Annotated in this window: 27 protein-coding genes; 5 read left to right on the plus strand and 22 right to left on the minus strand. The window is 52.7% G+C overall.

Features of this window, described 5'->3' with window-relative positions; all coding sequences use genetic code 11:
• The 7 genes from D467_RS19885 to D467_RS0116175 all read right to left on the minus strand — a co-directional run.
• Positions 1-587 (minus strand): retention module-containing protein (locus D467_RS19885; RefSeq protein WP_026285805.1); only part of this gene is annotated, 587 nt, incomplete at its 3' end.
• Positions 588-846: 259 nt separating this feature from the next.
• Entirely contained in the window at positions 847-1,473 is a 627-nt protein-coding gene (locus tag D467_RS0116150; RefSeq protein ID WP_018918578.1) for a response regulator transcription factor, read from the minus strand.
• Positions 1,473-2,903, minus strand: a complete 1,431-nt coding sequence (locus tag D467_RS0116155; RefSeq protein ID WP_018918579.1) for an HlyD family type I secretion periplasmic adaptor subunit — start codon at positions 2,901-2,903, stop codon at positions 1,473-1,475. Before D467_RS0116155 ends, D467_RS0116150 begins: the two co-directional genes overlap by 1 nt.
• Positions 2,903-5,080, minus strand: a complete 2,178-nt coding sequence (locus D467_RS0116160) for a type I secretion system permease/ATPase (RefSeq protein ID WP_018918580.1) — start codon at positions 5,078-5,080, stop codon at positions 2,903-2,905. The genes D467_RS0116155 and D467_RS0116160 overlap by 1 nt, the downstream gene beginning before the upstream one ends.
• A gap of 161 nt (positions 5,081-5,241) precedes the next feature.
• The gene (locus D467_RS0116165) at positions 5,242-6,693 is read right to left on the minus strand and encodes a TolC family outer membrane protein (RefSeq protein WP_244147844.1); all 1,452 of its coding nucleotides are present in this window, start codon (positions 6,691-6,693) and stop codon (positions 5,242-5,244) included.
• Positions 6,694-6,948: 255 nt separating this feature from the next.
• Positions 6,949-7,836 carry a DMT family transporter gene (locus D467_RS0116170; RefSeq protein WP_018918582.1) on the minus strand — a complete coding sequence of 296 codons (888 nt, stop codon included), beginning with the start codon at positions 7,834-7,836 and terminating at the stop codon, positions 6,949-6,951.
• A complete protein-coding gene (locus tag D467_RS0116175) occupies positions 7,833-8,102 on the minus strand; it encodes an Rdx family protein (protein ID WP_018918583.1) in 270 nt (89 codons plus the stop codon). Before D467_RS0116175 ends, D467_RS0116170 begins: the two co-directional genes overlap by 4 nt.
• A gap of 81 nt (positions 8,103-8,183) precedes the next feature.
• On the opposite strand from D467_RS0116175, the gene D467_RS0116180 reads away from it, so the two are divergent.
• The 4 genes from D467_RS0116180 to ettA all read left to right on the plus strand — a co-directional run bounded on the left by D467_RS0116180 (position 8,184) and on the right by ettA (position 12,329).
• Positions 8,184-9,506 (plus strand): MFS transporter, encoded by a 1,323-nt coding sequence (locus D467_RS0116180; RefSeq protein ID WP_018918584.1) that lies wholly within the window; start codon positions 8,184-8,186, stop codon positions 9,504-9,506.
• Positions 9,507-9,671: 165 nt separating this feature from the next.
• Entirely contained in the window at positions 9,672-10,121 is a 450-nt protein-coding gene (locus D467_RS19355) for a PAS domain S-box protein (protein WP_018918585.1), read from the plus strand.
• Positions 10,122-10,256: 135 nt separating this feature from the next.
• A complete protein-coding gene (locus tag D467_RS0116190) occupies positions 10,257-10,463 on the plus strand; it encodes a PA3496 family putative envelope integrity protein (protein ID WP_018918586.1) in 207 nt (68 codons plus the stop codon).
• A gap of 204 nt (positions 10,464-10,667) precedes the next feature.
• Entirely contained in the window at positions 10,668-12,329 is a 1,662-nt protein-coding gene (gene ettA, locus D467_RS0116195; protein ID WP_018918587.1) for an energy-dependent translational throttle protein EttA, read from the plus strand.
• Positions 12,330-12,408: 79 nt separating this feature from the next.
• Here ettA and D467_RS19745 read toward each other — a convergent pair whose 3' ends face one another.
• The 7 genes from D467_RS19745 to phaR form a co-directional block, all read right to left on the minus strand.
• Positions 12,409-12,567 carry a DUF1328 domain-containing protein gene (locus D467_RS19745; RefSeq protein WP_018918588.1) on the minus strand — a complete coding sequence of 53 codons (159 nt, stop codon included), beginning with the start codon at positions 12,565-12,567 and terminating at the stop codon, positions 12,409-12,411.
• 212 nt (positions 12,568-12,779) lie between these two features.
• Complete coding sequence (gene coq7, locus D467_RS0116205; RefSeq protein WP_018918589.1) at positions 12,780-13,421, minus strand: 2-polyprenyl-3-methyl-6-methoxy-1,4-benzoquinone monooxygenase; 642 nt, start codon at positions 13,419-13,421, stop codon at positions 12,780-12,782.
• A 50-nt stretch (positions 13,422-13,471) separates the two neighbouring features.
• Positions 13,472-13,813: a histidine triad nucleotide-binding protein gene (locus D467_RS0116210; protein ID WP_018918590.1), complete on the minus strand. Its 342-nt coding sequence runs from the start codon at positions 13,811-13,813 to the stop codon at positions 13,472-13,474.
• A 51-nt stretch (positions 13,814-13,864) separates the two neighbouring features.
• The gene (locus D467_RS0116215) at positions 13,865-14,737 is read right to left on the minus strand and encodes a phosphoribulokinase (RefSeq protein ID WP_018918591.1); all 873 of its coding nucleotides are present in this window, start codon (positions 14,735-14,737) and stop codon (positions 13,865-13,867) included.
• Positions 14,737-15,177: an acyl-CoA thioesterase gene (locus D467_RS0116220; protein ID WP_018918592.1), complete on the minus strand. Its 441-nt coding sequence runs from the start codon at positions 15,175-15,177 to the stop codon at positions 14,737-14,739. Before D467_RS0116220 ends, D467_RS0116215 begins: the two co-directional genes overlap by 1 nt.
• A 55-nt stretch (positions 15,178-15,232) precedes the next feature.
• Positions 15,233-16,522 (minus strand): phosphoribosylamine--glycine ligase, encoded by a 1,290-nt coding sequence (purD, locus tag D467_RS0116225; RefSeq protein ID WP_018918593.1) that lies wholly within the window; start codon positions 16,520-16,522, stop codon positions 15,233-15,235.
• 67 nt (positions 16,523-16,589) lie between these two features.
• Entirely contained in the window at positions 16,590-17,054 is a 465-nt protein-coding gene (gene phaR, locus D467_RS0116230) for a polyhydroxyalkanoate synthesis repressor PhaR (protein WP_018918594.1), read from the minus strand.
• A gap of 132 nt (positions 17,055-17,186) precedes the next feature.
• Here phaR and D467_RS0116235 point away from each other — a divergent pair, with 132 nt between their 5' ends.
• A complete protein-coding gene (locus tag D467_RS0116235) occupies positions 17,187-17,900 on the plus strand; it encodes a 16S rRNA (uracil(1498)-N(3))-methyltransferase (protein WP_018918595.1) in 714 nt (237 codons plus the stop codon).
• An 18-nt stretch (positions 17,901-17,918) separates the two neighbouring features.
• On the opposite strand, the gene rloA3 is transcribed toward D467_RS0116235, so the two are convergent.
• From rloA3 to D467_RS0116275, 8 genes are all read right to left on the minus strand, one after another.
• Positions 17,919-18,467 carry a retropepsin-like aspartic peptidase RloA3 gene (rloA3, locus tag D467_RS0116240; RefSeq protein WP_018918596.1) on the minus strand — a complete coding sequence of 183 codons (549 nt, stop codon included), beginning with the start codon at positions 18,465-18,467 and terminating at the stop codon, positions 17,919-17,921.
• Positions 18,468-18,503: 36 nt separating this feature from the next.
• Positions 18,504-19,772, minus strand: a complete 1,269-nt coding sequence (locus D467_RS0116245; protein ID WP_018918597.1) for a lytic murein transglycosylase — start codon at positions 19,770-19,772, stop codon at positions 18,504-18,506.
• Positions 19,773-19,875: 103 nt separating this feature from the next.
• On the minus strand, positions 19,876-21,294 hold the full coding sequence (locus D467_RS0116250; RefSeq protein WP_018918598.1) for a DASH family cryptochrome: 1,419 nt from the start codon (positions 21,292-21,294) through the stop codon (positions 19,876-19,878).
• Between the two features lie 349 nt (positions 21,295-21,643).
• Positions 21,644-22,048, minus strand: a complete 405-nt coding sequence (gene mnhG, locus D467_RS0116255) for a monovalent cation/H(+) antiporter subunit G (protein ID WP_018918599.1) — start codon at positions 22,046-22,048, stop codon at positions 21,644-21,646.
• Positions 22,041-22,310 (minus strand): MrpF/PhaF family protein, encoded by a 270-nt coding sequence (locus tag D467_RS0116260; protein WP_018918600.1) that lies wholly within the window; start codon positions 22,308-22,310, stop codon positions 22,041-22,043. The genes mnhG and D467_RS0116260 overlap by 8 nt, the downstream gene beginning before the upstream one ends.
• Entirely contained in the window at positions 22,310-22,783 is a 474-nt protein-coding gene (locus D467_RS0116265) for a Na+/H+ antiporter subunit E (RefSeq protein ID WP_018918601.1), read from the minus strand. Before D467_RS0116265 ends, D467_RS0116260 begins: the two co-directional genes overlap by 1 nt.
• Positions 22,780-24,381 carry a Na+/H+ antiporter subunit D gene (locus tag D467_RS0116270; protein WP_018918602.1) on the minus strand — a complete coding sequence of 534 codons (1,602 nt, stop codon included), beginning with the start codon at positions 24,379-24,381 and terminating at the stop codon, positions 22,780-22,782. Before D467_RS0116270 ends, D467_RS0116265 begins: the two co-directional genes overlap by 4 nt.
• Positions 24,378-24,725, minus strand: a complete 348-nt coding sequence (locus D467_RS0116275; RefSeq protein ID WP_018918603.1) for a Na+/H+ antiporter subunit C — start codon at positions 24,723-24,725, stop codon at positions 24,378-24,380. The genes D467_RS0116270 and D467_RS0116275 overlap by 4 nt, the downstream gene beginning before the upstream one ends.
• Positions 24,726-24,727: the final 2 nt, after the last annotated feature.

The following is a 24,727-nucleotide window of genomic DNA, read 5'->3' on the forward strand; positions in this document are numbered from 1 at the left end:
GCGTCTGCGTCTGCGTCTGCGTCTGCGTCTGCGTCTGCGTCTGCGTCTGCGTCTGCGTCTGCGTCTGCGTCTGCGTCTGCGTCTGCGTCTGCGTCGTCAATGTTGGCGTCGGCGGCTAAAGTTACGCCATCGAATTCAAAGAATTCAGCGGCGCCTAGGCTACCTGATGTTTCAAAACTTAAGGGGTCGGTTTCTTCGGCAACGCGCGCAACGCGAACGAAGTCGTGGCTTCCACCACCGCCTCCGCCAGCGCCACCAGCGGCTGTCGCGTCAAGTAGTTCAAGCAGGTCGCCGTCTTCATCAAGAGCGGCCAAGAGAGCCTCAAGGTCTTCATCTAGTACACTGGCTTCATCGGTAGCAACGATCTGTTCGTTATCAAGCTCTGGCGTCACGACAACTTCTTGTCCGCCCTCTACCAAATTGATACCCGTGCTGTCGGCAAAATCTAGCTCGACCCGGCCATCGCTTGAGGTGATAAGCGTTTCACCTTCCTGCAATACATCGCCAATGCTCAATTCGCGAAGATTGCCCGCCTCATCACGTGCCCAAGCTTGTCCGGTAATCGAGATAATAGTTGCCGCGGCCATATGTTACTCCTAGATAAACAGAGAGGCCGTCTTGGCTAGCACTGCATAAAGGCGTGTTAGATAGAGGGACGGCATATGAGCGCATAATAGGGGAGAAGGACTAGTAAAAAATACTGTACCGTTGGACAGAATATAAATTAAATCGTACTAGCCAGGTCATTGATTAGCAGCAGGTGGGCGGGCTGTGCTTAGTACTTTAATTAGTACTTGAAGCCGTACAGAAGTATGTACAAGACACCATAAAGCACAGCTTTTTTTCTTAAGGGTTGAGGCGGTAATCGTTGTTCGCAAGTTTCAGGATGAGTTGCAAGCGATCACGCACGCCGAGCTTTTTAAAGATGGCACTCAGGTGAGCTTTGACCGTCCGTTCAGTAATGTCCAGTTGCCGAGCGACTTCCTTATTGGCAGCGCCAGACGTTACGGCAATCGCAACACTCTGCTCACGCTCAGTGAGAAGGCTGAGGCACTCGGCGGTAGGCCGCGCACCTTGCTCCGTTCGCTGCTGTAGCGCTTTAAAAGACCCACCTAATACTTTAGAAAGCAGTTCCTGCCCTACCCATACGCCTTGGTTCGCCACCACCAGAGCCACTTGCTTTAATACGTCGACTGCCGCAAGCGTATGCACATAGCCTCTTGCCCCTTGATCCAGTGCTTTTAGCGCTTCCCGGTCATTGGGCGCATAGCTCAAAATAACGACGGTTACGCCTTTAGCCACTAAACGCTGCGTTAGCTCCGGCCAAACCTGCACCGAGGTTGCCAGCCAAATAATATCGTCGGCTTTTATCCGGCTCTCGATATTAAGGTCTAGCGCTGCCTGCGCATCCGGAAAGGCTGCCACCCAACGCGATTTTAGGTCGCCATTTTTTGTCACAAACCAATTTGTCATTAGCGTTCCCCCATTGAATCACGCCATGCCCTTAATACAGGCTTAAGCATAAACTGCATCACCGTTCTTTTTCCGGTCACGATATCGACTTGTGCTGTCATACCAGGAATGACCTGGAGCCGATCCGCAATGCTTTCATTTTCTAAGCTGCGTACCCGAACAAGATAAAAGGTGTTGTTATCATCATCGGTGATGGTATCTGCGCTTATAAGCTCCAGTTCAGCCTGCAAGCCGCCATAAATGGCGTAATCGTAAGCCGTCAGCTTGATAGTGGCTGGCTGTCCAGGATGCAGAAACGCAATATCCTGAGGCGCGATTCTAGCTTCTACCAATAGCTGATCATCGCTTGGCACAATCTCAACGACCTCTTGCCCAGGCTGTGCCACCCCCCCAATGGTGTTGATATGAATGCGCTGTACCACGCCGTCAACCGGTGAGCGTATTTCGGTTAGCCTTACCCGGTCCTGCAGTCCTGTGCCTGATTGCTGCAATGCATTTAAATCACCTATCGCCTGAGCAAGATCGTTACGCCACTCGCTTCTGCGCTCTGCGCTTAGCTCGCGCAGCTGTGTCTCGGCTTCCTCTACGGCGGCGGTTAAACGAGCGACCGCTGCATCAGATTGGCTACGCTCGCCGGTCGCAGCAGACACTTGACGTTGCAGGCGAAGAATTTCGACTTCAGAAACAGCGCCAGAAGCTAGCAAAGGCCGTGTCAGGTTTAACTCCTGGCTTGCCATATTGACTTCACGCTGCGCGGTATCGCGACGCGCCACGGCTTCGCGCAACTCTTCCTGGCGCTGGCGAATACGATCGCCCAACACATTACCCTGCTCACGCAGCTCTTCGCGTCGGCTTTCGTAGGCCTCGCGCTCCTGCATCACAATATCCGGCACTTCCTGGCGCAGCTCTTCTGAAGGCTCGAACGGTGTGTCAGTAGCCAACGCGCGTAGCCGCTCGGCTCTTGCCTGAAGGGCAAAACGCTGTGCACGGTTCTCACGAAAATCAGATACAAACCGGGTCGGGTCGATTTGCATCAGCACTTCGCCCGCGCTTACCATTTGCCCTTCTCTCACCATAACCCGTTCAACGACCCCGCCATCGAACGATTGAACACGCTGTAATTGACTAGCCGGTATAACGCGACCTGCACCACGCGTTACTTCATCTATCGAGGCGAAGTAGGCCCATACCAATAGCGCGATAAGGGTGAGCAAGACGGTGTAAAGAAAAAGCCGCGCACGAATGGGCTCTTGCTGCATGCGCGCCCAATCCGTGTCGCTTGCCCAGTCGCGATTCAAATGCGCTGAGGTAACCCGCTTGGCAAATAGCCGGTCCATAAAAGGACGAAACGGTTTTTGGCCTTTTTCAGAAAACCGGCCAATCGCATCGAAGCCCTTTTGCTCTGCCGTTGAAGAGGATTTTTTAGCCATTACGATGCCCTCCCGATCTGGCCATTTCGCAGCGCCTCAACCACGGTATCGCGAGGACCGTCGGCAACGACTTTGCCGGCATCCATAACGATGATGCGATCCACTAGCGAAAGCAGCGACGTACGGTGAGTAACCACCAATACCGTTTTACCTTCAGCCACTTTGGTAAGGTTGGCTTTAAACGCCTCTTCACTAGCGTTATCCATTGAACTGGTGGGCTCATCCAGCAGCAATATGGAAGGGTCTTGGACCAGGGCACGGGCAATGGCTACCGACTGTTTCTGACCACCGGAAAGCGCTTGACCACGCTCCCCCACCTGCAAATCGATTCCGCTCGGATGCCCATTCACTAGTGATTCAAGCCCGGCTATCTGTAGCGCACGCAACAGCTCGTCATCATCAATACGATCACTTCCCCCGCCAGCCACAATATTGTCGCGCAGCGAGCCGGCAAAAAGACTGACATCCTGAGGCACATAGCCGATATGACTGCGCAGCTGTAGAGGATCCAGCTGCCGGATATCGACGCCATCCAGCAAAATGGACCCAGAGGTAGGTTGATAAAAACCGAGTATCAGCTTGTTGAGTGATGACTTACCGCAGCCAATGCGTCCGAGCAAAGCAATTTTTTCACCGGCCTTGATTGAAATGGAGACATCACGTAGCGCATCACGCTCTTCATCTGGATACCGCAGGGTGACTTTATCCAGACGAATGCTGCCGGCCACGCTTGGTTTTTCAACGTAAGCTTTACCCTCATGGCGCTCCACACGCTTATCCATCACCTTGTTCAATGACTCAAGCGCTGTGGACGATTGATGGTACTGGGCAAGCAGAGCGGCAGCCTGACTGATGGGCGCCATGGCGCGTGACGAGAGCATGTAGGCTGCAATCAATCCGCCTTGGGTCAAATTACCTTCAATAATTTGATAAACCCCGACAATAATCACACATACGGCCACACTGTTCTGCGCCCACTGCGCCACGCTGGAAACAGAGGTGCTCACGTGCTTTAACTGCGCCCCGGTGCGCGATAAAAAGGCCGACGCTTTTTCCCAATGACGCTGAATACGGCTTTCGGCGCGCAACGCTTTTACCGTCTCTAACTGAGAAATTGATTCGACCAACAGTGCATTGCGCCTGGCCCCTACTTCCCACGTCGTCTGAGACAGCTCATGCAACTTGCCTTGGGCAGCAAGCGCATAGAGCAGCACAAATACGATTCCGGCCAGTACAGGAAGCACCAGCCAGGGATTGATCAAGGCAATAATAGCGGCAAATAGCAATACAAAGGGCAAATCGACAATCCCTAAAACCGTTGCCGAGCCGATAAACGCACGCACCGATTCAAACGATTGCAAGGTAGAGGTAAACGAGCCGGTGGATGCGGGCCGCTCTTCCAGGCGCATGCCCAGCGACTTGGCCATAATAGCGGACGACAGATTCACATCAGCCCGGCTAGCCGCCAAATCAACAAATCCGGAGCGCATAAGACGTAGTGCCAGATCAAAGCATAAAACGATAAAAACGCCGATCGCCAGAACCCAAAGCGTTTCAGTAGCCTGGTTGGGAACTACCCGGTCATAAACATTGAGCACAAATAGCGGCATCGCCAGAGCAAACAGGTTGACCGCTACCGAACCGAGCACGATATCCCGGTAGAGACGCCGATTCTCGCGAATAACACCCCAAAACCAGTGTTGGTCACGCTGTTTTTTTACGCCGGGTTCTGAGACGTTGTCTGCTCTGAACTTAGGGCGCACGTAAATGGCTTCACCACTATAACCGGCGTACAGCTCATCAAGGGGTATCTCAATAGCCGCTTCTGAAAGCTCAGGAAAAATAACCTGGGCTTTTTGACCTTTCAGATCCAGCGCCAGCAGCACGCAGGCACGTCCAGGTTCCAACAACAAAACGGCGGGCAATAACGCAGGGTTAAGCGCTGAAAGTTTGCTTTTTACAATACGGGCCGTCAGGCCCGCGCGTGAAGCCGCTCGCCCAAACACAGAAGGAATTAGCTTACCTTCTTCCAGGGGCAAGCCTGCGATCAAAGCTTCTGAAGAAACTTCATGCTGATGAAACGTAGCAATGGCTTTAAGGCATTCTAAAAGCTCATCATTAACTTTTTGTCTACCACGTTGCAGGGGTGCGGAAGTTTCCAGCTTGCCTTGTGTCACAAAGACCTCGTTACTTTAAGCAGTCGCGTACGTGAAGAAATGTCACCCAGGATATATAAGCTTTTCGTATGAATCCTATCGTTCAGGGGTGACCTGATCCAACCCTCTTTTTAAATAGAAGGTCGGTTCAGTCATACGTACCCAAAGGAAGAGTCAACCGCTTAACCTGCGGTAAAGTCCTGCAACGTAAAGCCCTGAGGGCCATCGGTGGTACATACCTGGCCTGGGCTTAATGAAGGATCTTCATAGCCTAAGTCAGCTAAGCTTGGAATATCATCACGCACTACTTCCAAGGTTTGCATCAATTGTCCCATTGCGGCGAGTGTTCGCGCTTCGGCTAGCGTGCGATCAAACTCAGCATTGGCGTAGGCCCGGCTAGCTTCAAAATATTCATTTTCGCTATCCAGGACGTCTAAAAGCGTACGCTGGCCAATATCAAACTGCTGTTGATAAGCACCACGTACCCGGTCGATGGATTGACGGTGATCGTTTAAGTAATTGAGCTGCTCGGTCAGACGCTGAGTATCGTTATAGGCAATCTGAGTGGTTTGGCGCACATTTGTACACGCTGTTTCACGCTGATTAATAGCCTCTTCGATACGCGTTGCTGCCGCATCAAATGCTGCTCGGTCACTGCCGCCACGGTAGATATTCATGCTGGCCACCAGCTGAATGCTATGCTCGTCGCTACGGCCAGTCAGTGAGTTATCCTGATTGTTGGTACCGGTACGTCCTTGAATATCCAGGCGTGGCATAAGCGCTGACCGAGCACTATTTTGCTCAGCGCGTTGCACCTCGATATTTTCCATCGCGGCATAAAAATCAGGGTTACCTTGGAAAGCCATTTCAACAGCTGCGTTGACACTGGCAGGCAACTGATCGGTGAGTGACGGCGCAGGCAGCATGTTCTGGGCAGGAAGCACACCCACAATCCGCTGATAGCGTGCGGTGACATCGTGAAGGTTAGAGGCTTCTGACATCAGGTTGGATTCAGCCAGCGCCAAACGGCCGCTAATTTGCTCTAGATCCACACCACGGCCTGCACCGGAAAGGGCACGCTCTTCAATTTGAGAGAAAACCCGTTGGTGCTGACGGTAGTTATCTTGTGCTAAGCGAACGAGTTCACGGTAACGCAGTACATCCAAGTACGTGCGAAATGCCTCTAACGCTATATTCTCGCTTGTGCCCAGTAGCTCGAAATAAGCAATAAGACGAGTACGCCCTAAACGCTCAACTTCACTACGTGTCGCAAAACCATCAAATACCATTTGCGTTAGGGTTAATTCGGCAAAATCACTGTTATAGCTGCCCTGACCATCATTTTGTTGGTCCTGGAGGCCTACGCCTGCTCTTACATCAATGGTTGGCAGATAGTTACCTTGAGCAGCCCGAACATCACTACCCGATGCATTAAAGTTGGCCCAGGCAGCGTTAACTTCAGGATTGGACACGATGGTTTGCTGAATAGTACTCGGCAGGTCTGTGGAACCCGGCGCATAAAGGCTTGCCGGCAATGATTGCGCCAAAGCCGAAAGCGGCATACAGGCCAGGGTAGCAACCGTTAGTGGTTGAATAGCACTATGTAAGAAAATCTGTTTTAGTTTTACTTTCATATTACCTTTCATCAAGAGTGATCCCTATTGCGTTAAACGCTTATCAAGCAATGGAGTCGCTACTTTCACCACCCCGTTGCGCTTTCATGATGCTATGCGCTTAGTAATCTCATTAATTACAAAACTAATATTTTTACTTACTTCAACACTTTAGTAGAGATTGTGTTACTGGGACTAATGAAAATTACCTAGCAAGAAAGCGTATCAGACAAAAGTTACGGCAAATTTACAAGATGCAAACAAAAATAAACATTTTCACGGTTCAGCCGTTACTGGCTTTCTCTGTAATTGCTGCAGTGCCAACCCAGATAAAATGAAAAGCAAACCCACAAAGGTAGAAGGCAGAAGTGGTTCATCAACCACTAAATAAAGCAGAAACAACGAAATAGGCGGGGAAAGGAAAATGAGCATTGAGACTTTCGATGTGCGCGAGACTTTATGAACCGCCATTTGCCATAAAACAAACGCGATACCCATTTCAAACAGCCCAACATACACACCCGCCCCGACTGCTTTCCAGCTATGCCATTGAAAGCCCGGCCCAATGAGCAATAACACAGTCAAGATCGGCAACCCGACGGTAAAGTTCTGCCACTGCCCCACTAATGGCGAGCGCTCGTCGCGTGCGTTGAGCAGCCAATATAGCGCCCACAGAAGCGTGGAGCTTAATGCCAGTAACACGCCAAGCGGATCTTCAAATGACATATTGAATACCGCGCCGCGTGTTGCAATCACCCAGACGCCCGCATAGGCCACTAAGCCTGCGACAATATCCATGCGCGTTAGCCGTTGCCCTAGAATAGGAACCGCTAAAAAGGCCATCGCTAGCGCCCACGTATAGTTAAGTGCCATGGCCTCTTGCCCAGGCAGACGGTCGTAAGCGGCAAACAGTACCAGATAGTAAGCGACGGGATTCATAACGCCTGCCCATAAGGCCGTTTTCCATCCGCTGTTTAGCGCCTGCCTCATGGTGCCCTGTTTGAGTACCAAGCCTCCCATTAATAGCCAGGAAACCAGCGCGGCAAGCCACATCAGCTCAAGCGGACTCATCCAGCCAAGGCCGACTTTAAACGCTGTCGCTACCGTCGACCAAAGCCCCACTGCGCCTAACCCATAGAGGATAGCCTGGCGATCCTGATTCATCGGTCGATATGCCCTAAGTCACGGTTCGGCTCTATCTGATCACGAACACGCTGTTTGAGCACTTTACTATCAGGAAAACCACCATCGCGCTTGCGCTCCCATAGCAACGTATCATCGCACCAAATTTCAAAGGTGCCGCCGTGCGAAGGCGCAAGCGCTACTTCCTTTAAGCTTTCGCCAAAGGTGGAAAGTAATTCCTGGGCATACCAGGCGCTGCGTAAAAGCCATTGGCACTGCGTGCAATAGCGAATCTGAATTCGTGACACTCTTAAGCTCCTTCTCAGTATAATGTGGTGGTTTCTTACTACATTTTGTCACCCTGGGATGGTAAGCGCCAAGGAGCTCTAATGGCTGAACGCAATATTTCTCAAACGCGTCTTTTTGAATGGCTGACAGGCGATGAGGATAGTCGCCTGTGTGACGACATTCCGGAGAAAGCCTGCTCCGAACAGCCCCACAATTTTTTTCTACATCTATGGGCATCTCTGGGTAACAAGCTTGCTGATGAGCTTTCAAGTGCACGTTTAGTTCTCCCCTGGCTCATGGGAATTATTGGCGCCCCGGTATGGATGGTAGGCTTGCTGGTCCCAATTCGTGAATCAGGTGCCCTTCTGCCTCAGGTATTTGTGGCAGGCTTTATTCGCTTAAAGCCTAAGCGAAAAGGCGTATGGGTGATGGGCGCGGCACTCCAGGCATTGGCGGCGTTAATACTTGCCGTACTCGCCCTTAAAGGTAGCGGCAGCGTAGGCGGCGCCGGCGTTTTAATCGTTTTAATACTGTTGTCGCTGGCGCGCGGTCTTTCATCTATCGCCAGTAAAGACGTTATGGGCAAAACCATCGCCAAACGCCGTCGCGGTACGCTGATGGGATGGAGCGGAAGCGTAGCGGGCGGTGCCACTCTGGCAGCGGGCGGCGTACTCATGCTGCTGGGCGATCGTCCCGGCAATACTGCCCTGGCGGTTTTGTTAAGTGTGGCGGCACTTAGCTGGTTATTGAATGCTTTTTGTGCAGCGCGAATTAGAGAAGTACCTGGCGCGGTTGATGGCGGAGAAAACGCCTGGGATAGCGTCAAGCTTGGCTTATCGTTGTTAAAAGAAGACCGCACGTTTCTACACTTCAACGTTGCCAGGGCTCTCCTGCTTTCCAGTGCATTAGCCCTGCCCTATATTGCGTTGCTTGGCCAGCAGCAAAGCGGCTCGGAACTCGGCGGGCTAGGCCTTCTGGTAGTAGTTTCAGGGCTTGCAGGGATGGTCGCAAGCCCCATCTGGGGAAAACTGGCCGATCAATCCAGTCGTCGCGTTATGCGCAACGCCGCTATTGGCACGGTTGCCTGCTGCTTGCTCGGTGCAAGCTTTGCTTGGCTACCCGGCACCTGGACCCAAAGCGTTTGGCCGTATGCCGTGGTTTATGCACTGCTGGTCATCGTTCACCATGGCGTCCGTTTGGGACGTAAAACGTATATTGTGGATATGGCGAGCCAAGATGATCGTGCACTTTACGTTGCGCTTTCCAACACGCTGACAGGCGTATTAATGCTACTGGTAGGTGGCGTTATCGGCGGCTTGGCGCAGTGGCTGGGCAGCGCAGCATTACTTTTGCTGCTAGCCTTAACCGCAGTTGGCGCGATACTCAGCGCACAGAAATTACCCGAGGTCGAACAACAATCATGATTGCAATGAACCGCAACGCTCGCCATCATGGCAAGCGTATGGCAGCGATATGCGGATAGTTTGCTATTCTAGAGTAGATAAGTGATTTGAAATGCCGCTTAGCTCCTGCGCTGATACACAGCGCCATGGCTACGGAAGAACCGAAGCAGCAACAGGAATCCCTTGATGAAACGATCTCCCCTGATCAGCCCCGAATTACTTGAACGTATTGTTGATGCTTCCCAGGACGGCATTGTCGTTGCCGAGCAGGAAGGCGATGAAAATATCCTCATTTATGTCAACAAAGGGTTTGAGCGCTTGACGGGTTATAGCGCCGACGAAATTCTTTACCGCGACTGTCGTTTTCTACAAAACGATGACCGTGACCAAGAGGCGCTTAACGTTATTCGTGATGCGTTAAAGAATCTGCAGCCTTGTCGTGAAGTTCTGCGTAACTACCGCAAAGATGGCTCGATGTTCTGGAATGAACTCTCCATGACGCCCGTATTCGATGAGGCCGATCACCTCATGTATTTTATTGGCGTACAAAAAGATGTCACTGAACGCGTTGAAGCCCAGCTTGCGTTAGCGAAATTACAAGACAATCAAAACACCTCTAGCAAAGCACACGCATAATAAAATCCGGACTAATACTTGACCTTCACCCCAAGTGGCGTTATATAGCGGCTAGGCGCTATTTTAGCGTTTGGCGCTTCTCTTAAAAGAAGCCGTTGTGATGCCGGTGCGCCGGCTTGGGTTGGAGGGCATACCATGAGCCGTGACCCCTTAAATCGTGAAAATTTTTCAGCGGAAGGTCATGAAGCTGAAGAGTTCGATAATCTTGATGCTGTGAATGACGAACACTACGGCAAGCACAAGCCTAGCAAGGCTGATTCGCTACGCGCTCGCCGTCAGGTAGAAGCCTGGCTTGAAGAACGTCGCCTGCAGCGTGCCATAGAAGATGACTGGGACGCTTAAGCCAAGGCAGCGCTTAATGCTTGGAGAGCCTGTTTTAAAAGCTATCAGCGCCTTGCTTTCCCAAGCACCAGATTCGCAATACCGTTTTTAACAGCGCAGCGCGATGTCATTCCCGGCGCGTTCTGGCCTTTCCAAGCGTAGGGCACTATCATTTGAGCCCTACTCAGCACTTTGCTGTCGTTTTCATCAACCTAATGGATTTCCATGGCGCAATACGTATTCACCATGAATCGGGTTGGCAAAGTCGTGCCGCCCAAGAAACAAATTCTCAAGGATATATCGCTGTCGTTTTTCCCGGGCGCCAAAATTGGCGTGCTGGGCCTGAACGGCTCGGGTAAATCCACACTGCTGCGCATTATGGCCGGTGTCGATAAAGAGTTTGAAGGTGAAGCTCGTCCGATGCCGGGTATCAATGTAGGTTACCTTCCTCAGGAGCCGCAGCTCGACGATGAGAAGAACGTACGCGATACGGTTGAGGAAGCGCTCGGTGCCATTAAAGAGGCCCAAGAGAAGCTAGATGCCGTGTACGCAGCCTACGCTGAACCTGATGCCGACTTCGATGCCCTGGCAAGCGAACAGGCACGCCTTGAAAACATGATCGAAGCAGCCGACGCGCACAACCTTGAGCGTAAGCTTGACGTTGCCGCAGAAGCACTGCGCTTACCGCCCTGGGACGCTAAAGTCGGCAACCTTTCAGGTGGTGAGCGCCGCCGCGTTGCCCTGTGCCGCCTGCTGCTTTCAAGCCCCGACATGCTGTTACTCGATGAGCCAACCAACCACCTGGACGCCGAATCGGTTGCCTGGTTGGAGCGCTTCCTCCACGACTATAACGGTACCGTAGTGGCGATCACCCACGACCGTTATTTCCTGGATAACGTTGCCGGCTGGATTCTGGAACTTGACCGTGGTCAAGGCATTCCTTTTGAGGGTAACTACTCTCAGTGGCTGGAGCAGAAAGAGCACCGCCTGACTCAGGAAGCCAAGCAGGAAGCCTCGCGTCAAAAAGCCATCAAGCAAGAGCTTGAATGGGTTCGCAGCAATGCGAAAGGTCGCCAGGCAAAAAGCAAAGCGCGTCTTAACCGCTTTGAAGAAATGCAGTCGGGCGACTTCCAGAAACGTAATGAAACCAATGAGATTTATATTCCGCCTGGCCCACGCCTGGGTGACAAGGTCATCGAATTTCATAACGTTACCAAGCGCTTCGATGACAAGCTGCTTTACCAGGATCTCTCGTTCACCATTCCCCAGGGCGCGATCGTGGGCATTGTCGGGGGGAACGGTGCGGGTAAATCAACCCTTTTCAAGCTGGTAACGGGCCAAGAGCAGCCGGACGCGGGTGAAGTGGTCATCGGGGAAACCGTTGATATCGCTTATGTCGAGCAGCTTCGTGATGCGCTGGATGATAAGCAGACTGTTTGGCAGGCGGTATCTGGCGAGCAGGATATCCTCAATATCAATGGCTACGAAGTCTCTTCGCGCGCCTATGTTGGCCGTTTCAACTTTAAGGGTAACGACCAGCAAAAGCGCCTGGATGAACTTTCAGGCGGTGAACGTGGACGTTTGCAGCTTGCCCAAACCCTCAAACAGGGCGCCAACGTACTGCTGCTGGATGAGCCTTCGAACGACCTGGATATCGAAACGCTACGCGCACTGGAAGAAGCCCTGCTGGCGTTCCCAGGCTGTGCCATGGTGATTTCTCACGATCGCTGGTTCCTGGATCGTATTGCTACGCATATTCTGGCTTTTGAAGGTGACTCAGAAGTCGTCTTCTTCGACGGTAATTACACCGATTATGAAGAAGACCATAAAAAGCGGGTAGGTAACGACACGCCCAAGCGCATGAAGTATAAGCGTATCGATGCCTAATATGCTTTAGCGCTAGCCAGTATGCAAAAAGCCCCATAGTGGGGCTTTTTGTTTACCTGGTTTTGGCTGAATAAATACGCTAGCGACGGCGTCCGGTAAATAACGATACGACGAACAGAATTAAAAACAGAACAAATAAAATTTGTGCAATGGTTGACGCAACACCTGCAATACCCGAAAAGCCGAGCACACCCGCGATAATCGCAATAATCAAAAAAAGCATCGCATTGCCTAGCATCGTCTTTCTCCTTTTCCTTGGTGACGCTTTTCCACTTAAAAGCGTACGTTACCTTACGTACGATCTGCTTTGACAAAATTAAGCTTTGGCGATAATCCGCTATTCGTCAAGAAATTAACAATAAGTTTATCGTTGTGCTTACGTACGTTTTTAGTACTTAAGCCCACCTCAAAACATTACGCTTTTAAAACTATATTTTTAAAACTATGTTTTTAAAAATAGTAAGCGCCTTTGGTCAAGCCTTGAGCCACAAGGCGCATACCCCATTTAATCGGCGCGGGAAAACGTAAACCGCCCGCCTCAATGGCCTGATGGGCATGGTGTGCCTCATCGGTGGCCATCTGGCGAAGTAATGCCTGGGAGCGCTGATCGCCCTCGATCAACCGGGCTTGCTGCAGCTCAAAGTGCTTACCAGCCACCTCTTGGGTCGCCGCCACCATTCCCAAGCTAAGGCGGTCGCTGGTCACCCCAGATAGAGCGCCTGCTGCGTAGGCTGATGCATAGAAAAGCGGAGTGAAGTGGCTTGTCCGGCTGTTTAGCTGCATCAGCCGCTCTTCACACCACGCCAAATGATCAAACGCTTCAGCCGCGGACTGCTCCATTTGCAGACGAGAGTGAGGAAGCGCCGCAGTGGCGCTCTGCCCTTGGTAGAGGCCTTGATTAAACACGCTGATCAAGTGGTTGGTGCGCATTAACCCAGCGGTATGGCGGCGCTCATGCGTGTCAAACGCGATGTCCTCTACCTTGCTAACCGGGTGATTACGCTGCGACTTGGCGGCGTTAGGGATCAGCGAGCGTAGCGCAGTATCGAACTGATGAATAACGTAATCAGACCGACTAAGTTGACGCTTCATGGCTTACTCCGCTTATCGACAAAAGGGGAAGTCAAATAAACAATGGCGGCTTAGCCTGCAGGCCAGGTGAATTGACGGCCACCGAGCAGGTGCATATGGATATGGTAGACCGTCTGCCCGCCCTTTTCGTTGCAATTCATCACCACACGGTAGCCGTCATCGGCAAAGCCCTGCTGCTTGGCAAGCTGGGCGGCAGTGAACTGCAAACGTCCGATTAGCGCCAGATCGTCTTCCTGAATATCATTTAGGGTGGCAATGTGCTTTTTGGGAATAATCAGCTGATGAGTGGGCGCCATGGGGCTAATGTCGTTAAAGGCGAGAACGTGATCATCTTCATATACGATATCAGATGGAATCTCACGATTGATAATTTTACAGAATAGACAATCCATACCCACTCCTTGTTATCGTTACGTCTGTCGCTCGGCATTTTGCCAAAACGGTTAGCGAAAGCGGCGCTGTGACAATAGATGGCGTACCAGCGGTGCTAAAATCAGCTCCATGGCCAATGACATTCGCGCTCCAGGCACCACTAGCGTATGAGGCCGAGTCATGAAGGCGTCCTTGATCATTGCCAGCAACCAGGGAAAATCCACCGTTGAAGGATCACGAAACCGAATCACCACGAAGGATTCAGCATCAGTCGGAATATCCTGTACTTCAAAGGGGTTTGAGGTGTCCACGGTAGGCACACGCTGAAAGTTGATATGCGTACGTGAAAACTGCGGCTGGATATAGCGCACGTAGTCATTCATTCGCCCCAGAATGGTATCGATAACCGCTTCCTGGGAATAACCACGCAGCTTGGTATCACGGTCGATTTTCTGAATCCACTCAAGGTTCATGGTCGGCGCGACCCCAACCAGCAGATCCACATGACGGGCAATATCGTAATCTTCCGTTACCAGGCCGCCGTGCAAGCCTTCATAGAACAACAGGTCTGTACCACACGGCAGCGACTGCCATTCGGTAAACGTGCCGACCCGGTAACCCGCCTCAATTTTCTGCTTATCTTCTGCATGAATATAGTGTCGGAAGGTACCCGAACCATGTTCGCCATACTCAATAAAAAGACCTTCAAGGCGATCCAGCAGATTGGCTTCTACGGCGAAGTGGGAAAGCTCATCCTTACGCTCGGGCTCTTCACGAAACATGCGATGAAGGTCATCACGCGTGTAGCGGTGAAAGGCGTCGCCATCCACCACGGCGGCGTGCACGTCTTCGCGTAAAAACATGCGCTCAAAGCTTCGCCTGACGGTCGTGGTGCCTGCCCCTGACGAGCCCGTCACGGCGATAATCGGATATTCGCGTGACATTAAGTCCCCCTCGCCTGGGCCAAAGCCTGTTTAACTGGCGCAGGCACCTCGACAGGCTGACCAGCCTTCATGTCGATAAGCAGTTGGTTAACGCGGGCCGTCGCCACAATGCGCTTTTCGTCGCTGGTTAAAACGCGCTGATAAACGGTTAATGCCTTGCCCTGTGGCTCGGGTACTGCGGTTTCAATAACCAACGCTTCAGGCCAACGTGCTTCGCTTTGATACTGCACGGCTAAATCAGCCACTATGCTAGGATAGCCGTGCAAATCCCACTCTGGTAAATCAAGTGCAGCAAACGCCTGAACCCGGGCCTCGTGTAACAGTGACACCAAGGCATCGTGGCCCAGGTGCCGCCCGTAGTTCATGTCGGTTATCCGCACCGTTAGGGGGTGACGATGAATGATCGCTTCAGCGGGAAAATCCAGCTTTACACGTTCCATGCCTGCTTCCTTCCGGTGATGATAGTTATCAGTTGTTATGTTTGCTGCTTAGTAATTACTTCGACACTTCGCGCGCAATAGCACGATAAGCGATATCACGGCGATACTCAGCCCCTTCCCAGTGAATCTCTTTGACGCCCTGGTAAGCCTGTTGCTGCGCCTCTGAGACACTATCGCCCAGTGCCGTTACACACAGCACGCGACCGCCTGAGGTAGTAATCTCGCCCTGAGCGTTTTGAGTCGTGCCCGCATGGAAAACCTTGCTATGCTGCTCGGCTTTTTCGAAGCCATGGATCACGTCGCCTTTGCGATAGCTGCCTGGATATCCACCGGCGGCCATCACAACGCCCACGGCGGCGCGCGAATCCCAATGACACACTTTACCCGCCAGCTGCCCCTTCGCACCAGTTAGGCAAAGCTCTGCGAGATCAGACGTTAAGCGCATCATGATCGGCTGAGTTTCTGGGTCACCAAAGCGGCAGTTGTACTCGATCACTTTAGGCTGGCCCGCCTTATCAATCATTAACCCAGCATATAGAAAGCCCGTATAGGCGTTGCCTTCAGCCGCCATCCCTTTAACGGTGGGAACAATTACCTGCTCCATAATGCGGGCATCAATTTCGGGCGTAACAACAGGGGCTGGGGAATAAGCGCCCATGCCACCCGTGTTGGGGCCAGTATCGCCGTCGTAGGCACGCTTATGGTCCTGGCTGGTGGCCATTGGCACAATGTTTTCACCATCGACCATGACAATGAAGCTTGCCTCTTCACCTTCCAGAAATTCTTCAATCACCACACGGGCGCCTGCATCGCCAAACGCATTGGCTTCGAGCATGTCGCGAATAGCCGCTTCGGCTTCCACTTCGCTCATGGCAACAATAACGCCTTTACCGGCAGCCAGCCCGTCGGCCTTGATGACGATAGGCGCGCCGACCTTTTGCAAATAGGCCAGTGCAGGCTCTACCGCCGTAAACGTTTGATAATCAGCGGTGGGAATAGCGTGGCGCGCCAGAAAGTCCTTGGTAAACGACTTGGAGCCTTCAAGCTGCGCCGCCGCCTGAGTAGGGCCAAAGATAGTCAAGCCTGCAGCCTGAAAGCGGTCAACCACGCCCTCAACCAAAGGCGCCTCGGGACCTACCACAGTCAAACCAATACGCTCGTTAAGCGCAAAGGCTTCCAACCCGGCTAAATCAGTGGCTGCTATATCAACGTTGGTCAGCTTGTCTTCCGTGGCGGTACCAGCATTGCCCGGCGCCACAAACACATGCTCAACATTCTGGGATTGCGCCAATTTCCACGCCAGCGCGTGCTCACGGCCACCGCCACCTATCATCAAAACCTTCATGTTCTTCCTTCTCGAACGGGAGAGCGATTATGCGCCGCATTATGCCACAACGAGGCCTCTCTTGGCGTCAGGAGGTTTTATCCTCTTCATTGCTATCGCTGGGCGGCGGAGACTGGTTCATCGTATTCTGCCAAAAGCGCATATTTTCTTCGGCAAGCTCACGCATAAACTCCATCGGCGTATGGCGCATGGCTTGCTTCCATTGACTCTGCAGGCGCTTTTGCTGCTCAAGCATAAGCTGCGTGCCCTGCTCAAGATAGCGCGCCAGTGGCAGCGGAGACGACATATCGTAAACCCGAATCAGCTGCGCGAGCAGATCGTTAGAAAACACTTCGGCGTTATTATCCGACTGTTCCTGCTCAATAATGATCGAAAGTAAAATGGTACGCGTCAGGTCTTCACCGCTTTTCGCATCTTCAACCCGAAACGGCTCTTCTTCAATGATTAAACAGCGCAGGTCCTCAAGCGTTACATAACGGCTTTGCTGAGTATCGTACAACCGGCGATTGGCATACTTACGAATTACGCGCACAGCGCATCTCCTTAAACGCAATAGGGGGTGCCCCCAATGGTATTATTGTGCCTGCACCACGCACCCATGCAAACCATGTGAGTAGATTAGTGCGGAACAGCGTGCCAATCCTTTGACCAATAGATGCCGATTATGAATTTGATTTTGCTTCATCCCAGTGACCTCGACCAGCAAGGCTACGCACGCATCAGCGATCCGCGCAGGCTAGCGCATTTGCGTGATATCCATCGTGCAACACCCGGCAGCCGGTTAACGGTGGGGGTTCAAGGTGGCTTGATGGGCAAGGCACAGCTTATTGAACTCACCCGCGAGCAGGCGGTGTTTGCATTAGATTCTTTAACTGATGTCGCCCCACCCGCATTGCCCGTTCATCTGGTGCTCGCCCTGCCTCGTCCCCGCATGCTGGCGCGTACGCTTGAGCATGTGACGGCGCTCGGGGTAAAAGAGATTACGCTACTGCATACCAAACGGGTAGAGAAAAGCTACTGGCAATCGCCTGAGCTCCTGCCTGAAAAAATTCATCAACATCTGATATTAGGATTAGAGCAGGCGCGCGATACCCAGCTGCCCAACGTGATCTTAAGCAAAGGATTTCGACCGTTTATTGAAGAGCAGCTGCCTGACCTTCTTCGTGAGCATCGTGGTCTGGTAGCTCATCCGGGCATGCCCATGGCCTGCCCGCGAGGTATTAGCGAAAAGACCTTGCTGTTAGTGGGCCCTGAGGGTGGGTTTATTCCATGGGAAGTTGAAAAGCTGTTAGAGGCAGGCTGCGAAGGTATGCACTTGGGCCCCCGCATTCTGCGCGTAGAAACAGCCGTGACGGCGTTGCTCGCCCGGCTGTTTTAGACGCTTTTAGCTAATCTGCTAGGATTGTTTATCTTCTGGATCATGCGACACTACGGTTGCATCCTCACCACATGAGGGCTCTTGCTGGAACGTGCTACGCACATCCAGAAGGCCTAAATGGCTGATAGTGCGCCGACCCAGCAACAGCGGGTAGAGCATTTCCTCGCGATCCCGAAGGCTGAACTGCTCCTCGTAAATCGTATCGCCCATACAAACGTTCATCAGAACTACCGGCCGCTCATCGCGGCCGCCTGCGCCGCGTACCGACAGCTCGCGGTAGAGCGGCCGTTCAAGACGGTCGCTAAATTCTTCTCCGCTGCCCTGATCCTCAAGCTTCAAGCGAAAGCGCACCCAATCCTCGCCGTCTTTCTCGAACATTTCGATATCACGTGCGTCAAGCGATGAGGTAAGAGCACCGCTATCCAGCTTGGCTTTCACCATGATGCCCCACGGCTCTATGGTGGCATTTTCAACCCAGCCAAATACTTGCTCATCACTGGCAACGGCACTAGCCGTTAAAGCACTCGCCAGCAAACCACCTGCCAGCATTTTTTCCACAAACCTCATAGCATCGTCCTTGGTGAAATAAGAGATTAATCGTTTTCAGCGCACCTGCCGCAGTCGTTCAAGAAGCGACTGGGTAGCAAATGCATCCGGCGTTAGCCCTTGCTGACGCTGGAAGGCGCGCAGCCCTTCACGGGTATTGGGACCCATGACGCCATCCGCCCCGCCTACCCCGTAGCCTGCGTCATTCAAGCGTTGCTGAAGCTCTTTAACATCATCGCGGGTTAAGGCTGCCTCCCCTCTTGGCCACGACTGCTGGATGCCGTCCCGCCCAGCAATTTTATCGGCCAGCGTGGCTACCGCCAAGGCATAGCTGGTGGCGTTGTTGTAACGTAAGATCGCCCGGAAGTTAGGCCCTGTGAGAAACGCAGGTCCCTGCGCGCCAGCGGGAATAACAAGCGCTGCACTCTCAAAATCAGGCAGCTCGCCCTCCAGGGCACGAACGCCCTGCCGGCTCCACTCAGCACTGCTGAGCCGTTCAGTTTGGGAATAATCAAACGACGTTGGCAGTACGACCTCAACACCCCACGGCTGACCAGTTTGCCAACCCGCCCGAGCCAGGTAATTAGCGGTCGAGGCCATCACGTCTGGAATACTGCCCCAGATATCGCGGTGCCCGTCGCCATCGCCATCTACGGCATAGGCTTCAAAACTGCTGGGAATAAATTGAGTATGCCCCATGGCGCCTGCCCAGGAGCCTTTCATGCGTTCGGCAGAAATATCGCCCTGCTCAATAATGCGCAGGGCGGCCAGTAGCTCGCCGCGGGCAAAATCTCGTCGGCGCCCATCGTAGGCCAGGGTAGCCAGCGCTTCAATAGTCGAAAAGTCGCCAAAGTTACTGCCGTAATTACTTTCGATACCCCAAATGGCGACGACAATTTCTGCAGGCACACCAAAACGTTGCTGCATCTCCAAGGCCGTTTGGCGGTTCTCTTCAAACCGCTCACGACCGGTATTGACGCGCGTATCGGAGGCGGCTGAATCAAGATACTCCCAAATAGGGCGCACAAATTCAGGCTGATAGCGATCTAGTTCAATGACGCGATCACGATAACGCACGCCATTCAGTGCCGTTGCCAGTGTTGCCTCGCTAATCCCTTGAGTGGCCGCAAAACGGCGGAACTCATTTAACCATTGCTCAAAATTGGCATAGCGCAGCTCTTGGGCTCCGCGTGCATCCACTTCCGTCATTAACTGAGGATTGGCTTGCAGGCTACCGCTCAGCAGCATGGACAGCAGTCCTGTGGAAAGCGTAAGCGACGTATGGTTAACCACACGGCGCAGCGGTAAATCGATCTTCAACGACATAGCATCTATCCTTGAGCAGTCCTTAGCATGCCTGATGATGGCCTAGAAAATAGGCAGATACTAGCCTTTCTCTATAATTCCCACAGGCCCTTATTGCCATGCTTTACTCGTCGGCTTCTTCCAGTTCGGTACGTTCGATGAGCCAGCGCTGCCACTCCTCGGGCATTACGCAAGGCTTGGCAAATTGGGCTGGCGCACTACACCAAGGCTGATGGCGCTCAACCCCATAGGGAAGCGAATCCAGGCTGGGTAGCCAGTGAGCCACATAAAGCCCTTTCGGGTCATAATGACTGGCTTGTTTCAACACGTTAAAATAACGGTTCTGGCGTGGGTCACGCCCGATGCCCGCAATATAGCGCCAGTTGCTCCAGTTGTTGGCCACGTCATAATCAATCAGACAGTGCTCAAACCACCAAGCGCCCAAGCGCCAATCAACGTTTAAATCCTTAACCAGGAAGCTTGCTGCGTTTTGACGCGCGCGGTTGGAAATCCACCCCGTCTGGCGCAGCTCTAGCATCGCCGCATCGACAAAAGGCATGCCGGTTATCGCCTTACGCCATGCGTTAAATGCCTTATTGGGTGTGGGAAGATCATGCTCCCCAAAGAGCTTGGCGCCTTCCAATTGGGCTACCAGATGAAAGTACTCGCGCCATAAAAGCTCAAATGAGATCCAGTTACTCGATTCGTCGCTACCGTGCAGTGACTCCCAATCGTTAACCGCATCATTTGCCTGGCGCGCCGATAGGCAGCCGCGAGCCAGCCAGGGAGAAAACCGCGTCGAAAAGTCAGCACCCAATAAACCGTTACGGGTTTTCTTATATTTCGCAGGACCATTCTGGCGCCAGATATACTGGTGCAGACGCTCATGGGCAGCATTCTCACCGCCAACATACACAAAGCCCTGGCGCTCATCGGGTTGCCAGTTGGCCGAGTACTCACAGACTGATTTTAACGGTGGAAAACCACGCGAAGCATCTGGCCAGCCAGGCAGCGTCACAGGCGCGGCAAGCGCTTTGGGGATAGTGCAATACTTTTCCACGCAGCGCCGAAAAGCAGAAAAACTTTCCGGCAGTTCATCAGGCTCAAATGGAAGCGCGGCGCTATCGAACAGACGTCCACTTTCAACGCAATAAAGGTTTGATGTCTTAGGCAGCGTTTTGGCTACCTTTTGAATATGCTGGGCTTCTTCAAATCCTGCGTGTTGTGCTACTCGGACTTCCCGGGCCTGAAGCGAAGAGGCCATTTGCACGACAACGTCAGCAGGGTTACCAATACGCACCAGCAGGTCACTTCCCCGCTGTAAAAGCTCGCCGCGTAACTCCATCAAGCTTTGCCATAGAAACCGCAATCGGGCGGGGCCTATCCGGGGCGTGGCCTCCTCTTCTATCACAGGTTTCAGCCACTTTTCATTGAGTACATATAGACACAGAAGCTGATCAGGTTTTGAGGTGAATTCGAGCAGGGGGTTATCTGCGACACGCAAATCGTCTTGCAGCCAGACAATATCGATCGTGCTGTTCATGCTCTTGCCTCCTCGGCATGCTTTGCTGCTGGTTTCATAGCCGCAGCGCTTACTGCAATAGCGCACAGATTCCAACAGCACACTTATCTTCTATTGAAGCTAAGCGTGGGTATTACTTTAAACGCCTATTTAATGCGTTAAATATTACGGGTAACGCCTGCACTTAATAGGTTTTAAATGTGCTTGACGAACCAAAAACGTAGACATCATAACTTATACAGTACAATTATTGTACATAAGGATATTTTTTAAATTCAATGTCATCCCACCGAAATACTGCGTAAAAAAAGCCACCTTGGCGGTGGCTTGTTAAGGCTCATACTTAAAAAATCATTAGCGTTTGAAGCCATTAGTCCGGATCAGTTGCGCGTGGTTGGCGCTTGGCATTCTCATAGGTTTCCAGGCCGCTTTTCAATTCATGGGTCAGCGGGTCATAGTTAGGGCGCAGCTCATCTTTTACCGTACCGCTCCAAAGCCGTGAGCCGACAAAATAGCCCGCCCGACCAATAACATGTGCTGCTACCGGTGCGGTCATCAGGATAAAGACAATCACCGCGAACGAGCGGGCCACTACGCCAACCTCTGAAAAATGCATGGCCGCCGCCAGCATAATTAAAATAACGCCTAATGCCGCCGCCTTGGTGGTTGCATGCATACGCGTTAAAAGATCCGGTAAACGTAATAAGCCAACCGCTGCCAATAGCATAAACAAAGAGCCCGTCAGCAGAAGTGCGCCTTTAATTGCCTCAATCATCGCGTGGCCCTCCGCGTTCCAAAAAGCGTGCAAAACCGATGGCGGCTAAAAAACCCATTAGAGCGATCACAATGGCGGCATCCAGAAAACTGGCAACGCCTGACTGAATTGCATAAACGCCCACCAGCCCGACTACCGTGGTGGAAAACAGCTCAAGCGCTACTACACGATCAGGCAGGCTTGGGCCTCGCACTACGCGCACAAAGGTCAATATAAGCGCCAGCCCCATAATGACCTGACTAATTAACAGAACCGTATCCATTAGCGAAATAACTCCAGGGCTCGATGCTCCATTTCTTTCAAGTTGCGCCGCAGTTCTTCTTCGTCATCCAGGAACATGGCATGTATATAGAGCACCTTACGATCATCGGAGACATCCAAACTCAGCGTTCCAGGGGTTAATGAAATCAAGTTGGCGACCATGGTGATTTCCATTTCCGTGCGTGCTGAGAGGGGCATGGCGATCACCCCCGGCTGCATGTGCCAGGGCGGCGTTACAATATCAAACGCAACGCGCAGGTTAGCCTGCACAAGCTCTTTCATGAAAAAACCCAGAAAGCGGATAATCAACGGTATGCGTGCCGGATATCCTTTGAGCGCGCTTACCTGCGGCTCAATAAGCACCAGGGCGATATAGCCAAACACCATACCAACCAGCAGATTCAAGCCGGTAAAATCGCCGCTCAGCAGCACCCACGCCAACCCCAGCAGCAGGTTCCAGATAGCACCGGTCATGGAGTACCCTCCCCGCCACTCGTGTTCATTTCGGGTTGAGGATCATCTGCATTCAGCAGCGCCTCTTGGGCATTGGCTGCAACGCCCAGCACCGCCTCAATGTAGCCGTCCGGCTCAAACAGCTGATCACCGATGGTATTCATCACCAGCATGATCGGCTCGGCAAAAATACCAATTAAAAGTGAAAACAACGCCAGCACAACCACCGGAAGGTACATCATCCACAGGCTTGGCTTGATCAAGCGGCCGTCGTCGCCGCTTGGCGCGGCGGATACCGGCACAAGATTCTCTTCCGGCAGGCCTTTCCAGAATACCTCATTCCAGATCTTGACCATGGAATATAGCGTCATCAGACCCACCGCCAACGCAATGCCGGTCACCACATACGCTTCGGCTTCAATGCCCGCACGTACGATCACGAACTTGGCAAAAAAGCCCGAAAGCGGCGGTACCCCGGCAAGCGAAAAGGCTGAGATAAAGAAGGCGACCGCAAGCCAGGGGCGCTCTTTGTAAAGTCCCCCCATCTTCTTCAACTGATAGGTGCCCTGCAGGCGGTGGGTAATCCCGCTGATCAAGAACAGGTTCGTCTTGACCACTATGTTATGCATGATAGCGAACACGCCACCGGCAATGGCCAAAGGTGTATAAAGCGCGAGCCCCAGAATCATGTAGCCAATCTGGCTGACGATATGGAAAGAGAGAATACGCCGGAACTCGTACTGCGCCGCAGCCCCCAACACGCCGGTTACCATGGTCAGCACTGCGCCCCAGAGCATGATGTCCTGCAGGTAGCCCATGGACTGATCAAAAATCAGGGTGAATACACGAAACAGTGCATAGACCCCCACCTTGGTAAGAAGACCGGCAAACAGCGCGGAAACCGCTACGGGCGGCGTATGGTAGGAAGCCGGCAGCCAGAAAAACAGCGGAAACGCGGCCGCCTTGATTCCAAAGGCCACCATGAACATTACTGCCAGTACTTCAACCATGCCGGCGTGCTCGACCATATCGATTCGCAAAGCGATATCCGCCATGTTCAGCGTACCCACGGTGCCATATAGCAGACCAACCGCCGAGAGGAAGATAACCGAGGCCAGCAAATTCAGGGTAACGTACTTGATCGCGCCTTCCATCTGCGCCCTTTCGCCACCTAAAATCAGCAGCGCAAAAGACGCCACCAGCATAACCTCGAACCATACGTAAAGGTTGAAGAGGTCACCGGTCAGAAAGGCGCCCGCCACCCCGGCGAGCAACAGGTGCATCAGCGGGTAATAGCCAAACTTTTCATGCCCGTGGCCGGTGGTTGCCAGCGAGTAGATGCCCATGGCCAGACCTATGATACCGGTCATCAGAATCATGACGGCGCTCAGTACATCAGCGATCAGCGTGATCCCGAACGGCGCAGGCCAGCTCCCCATCTGCATGGTGATGTAGCCTTCAGAAAGCGTGGCTGCAAATAACCACACACTGGCGACCAAAAGGGCAAGATTACCGGCAACGGCAAGAAACCGCTGCATGGGACGCGAGCGCCAGAAAAGCAGGGAAACGGCCCCCGAAAGTAGGGGCAAAAGAATGGGAAGAGCAACTTCAGGCCTCACGTATCGGTATCCTTCATCTTGTCCAGATCATCGGCCTTAACCACTTCATAGGCACGGCGAATCAATACGACTGCAAACGCCAGTACCCCAAATGCGATCACGATGGCGGTCAGCACAACCGCCTGGGGCAGCGGATCGGCCACCTCGCCAACAGGCTGTAGCATGCCTTCCGGAATCAACGGAGGCGCGCCCCGCGTCATACCTGCCGTGGTAAAGATCAGCAGGTTGGCAGCATTGGAAAGCAGCAGCAGCCCAATCACCAGCTTTACGATTGAGCGTCGCAGCATCATAAAGATGGCGGTTGCATACATCACGCCAATCGCTAGAGCCATTAACGGTTCCATGC

The sequence above is a fragment of the Vreelandella zhanjiangensis DSM 21076 genome, assembly GCF_000377665.1.
Lineage (GTDB): Bacteria > Pseudomonadota > Gammaproteobacteria > Pseudomonadales > Halomonadaceae > Vreelandella > Vreelandella zhanjiangensis.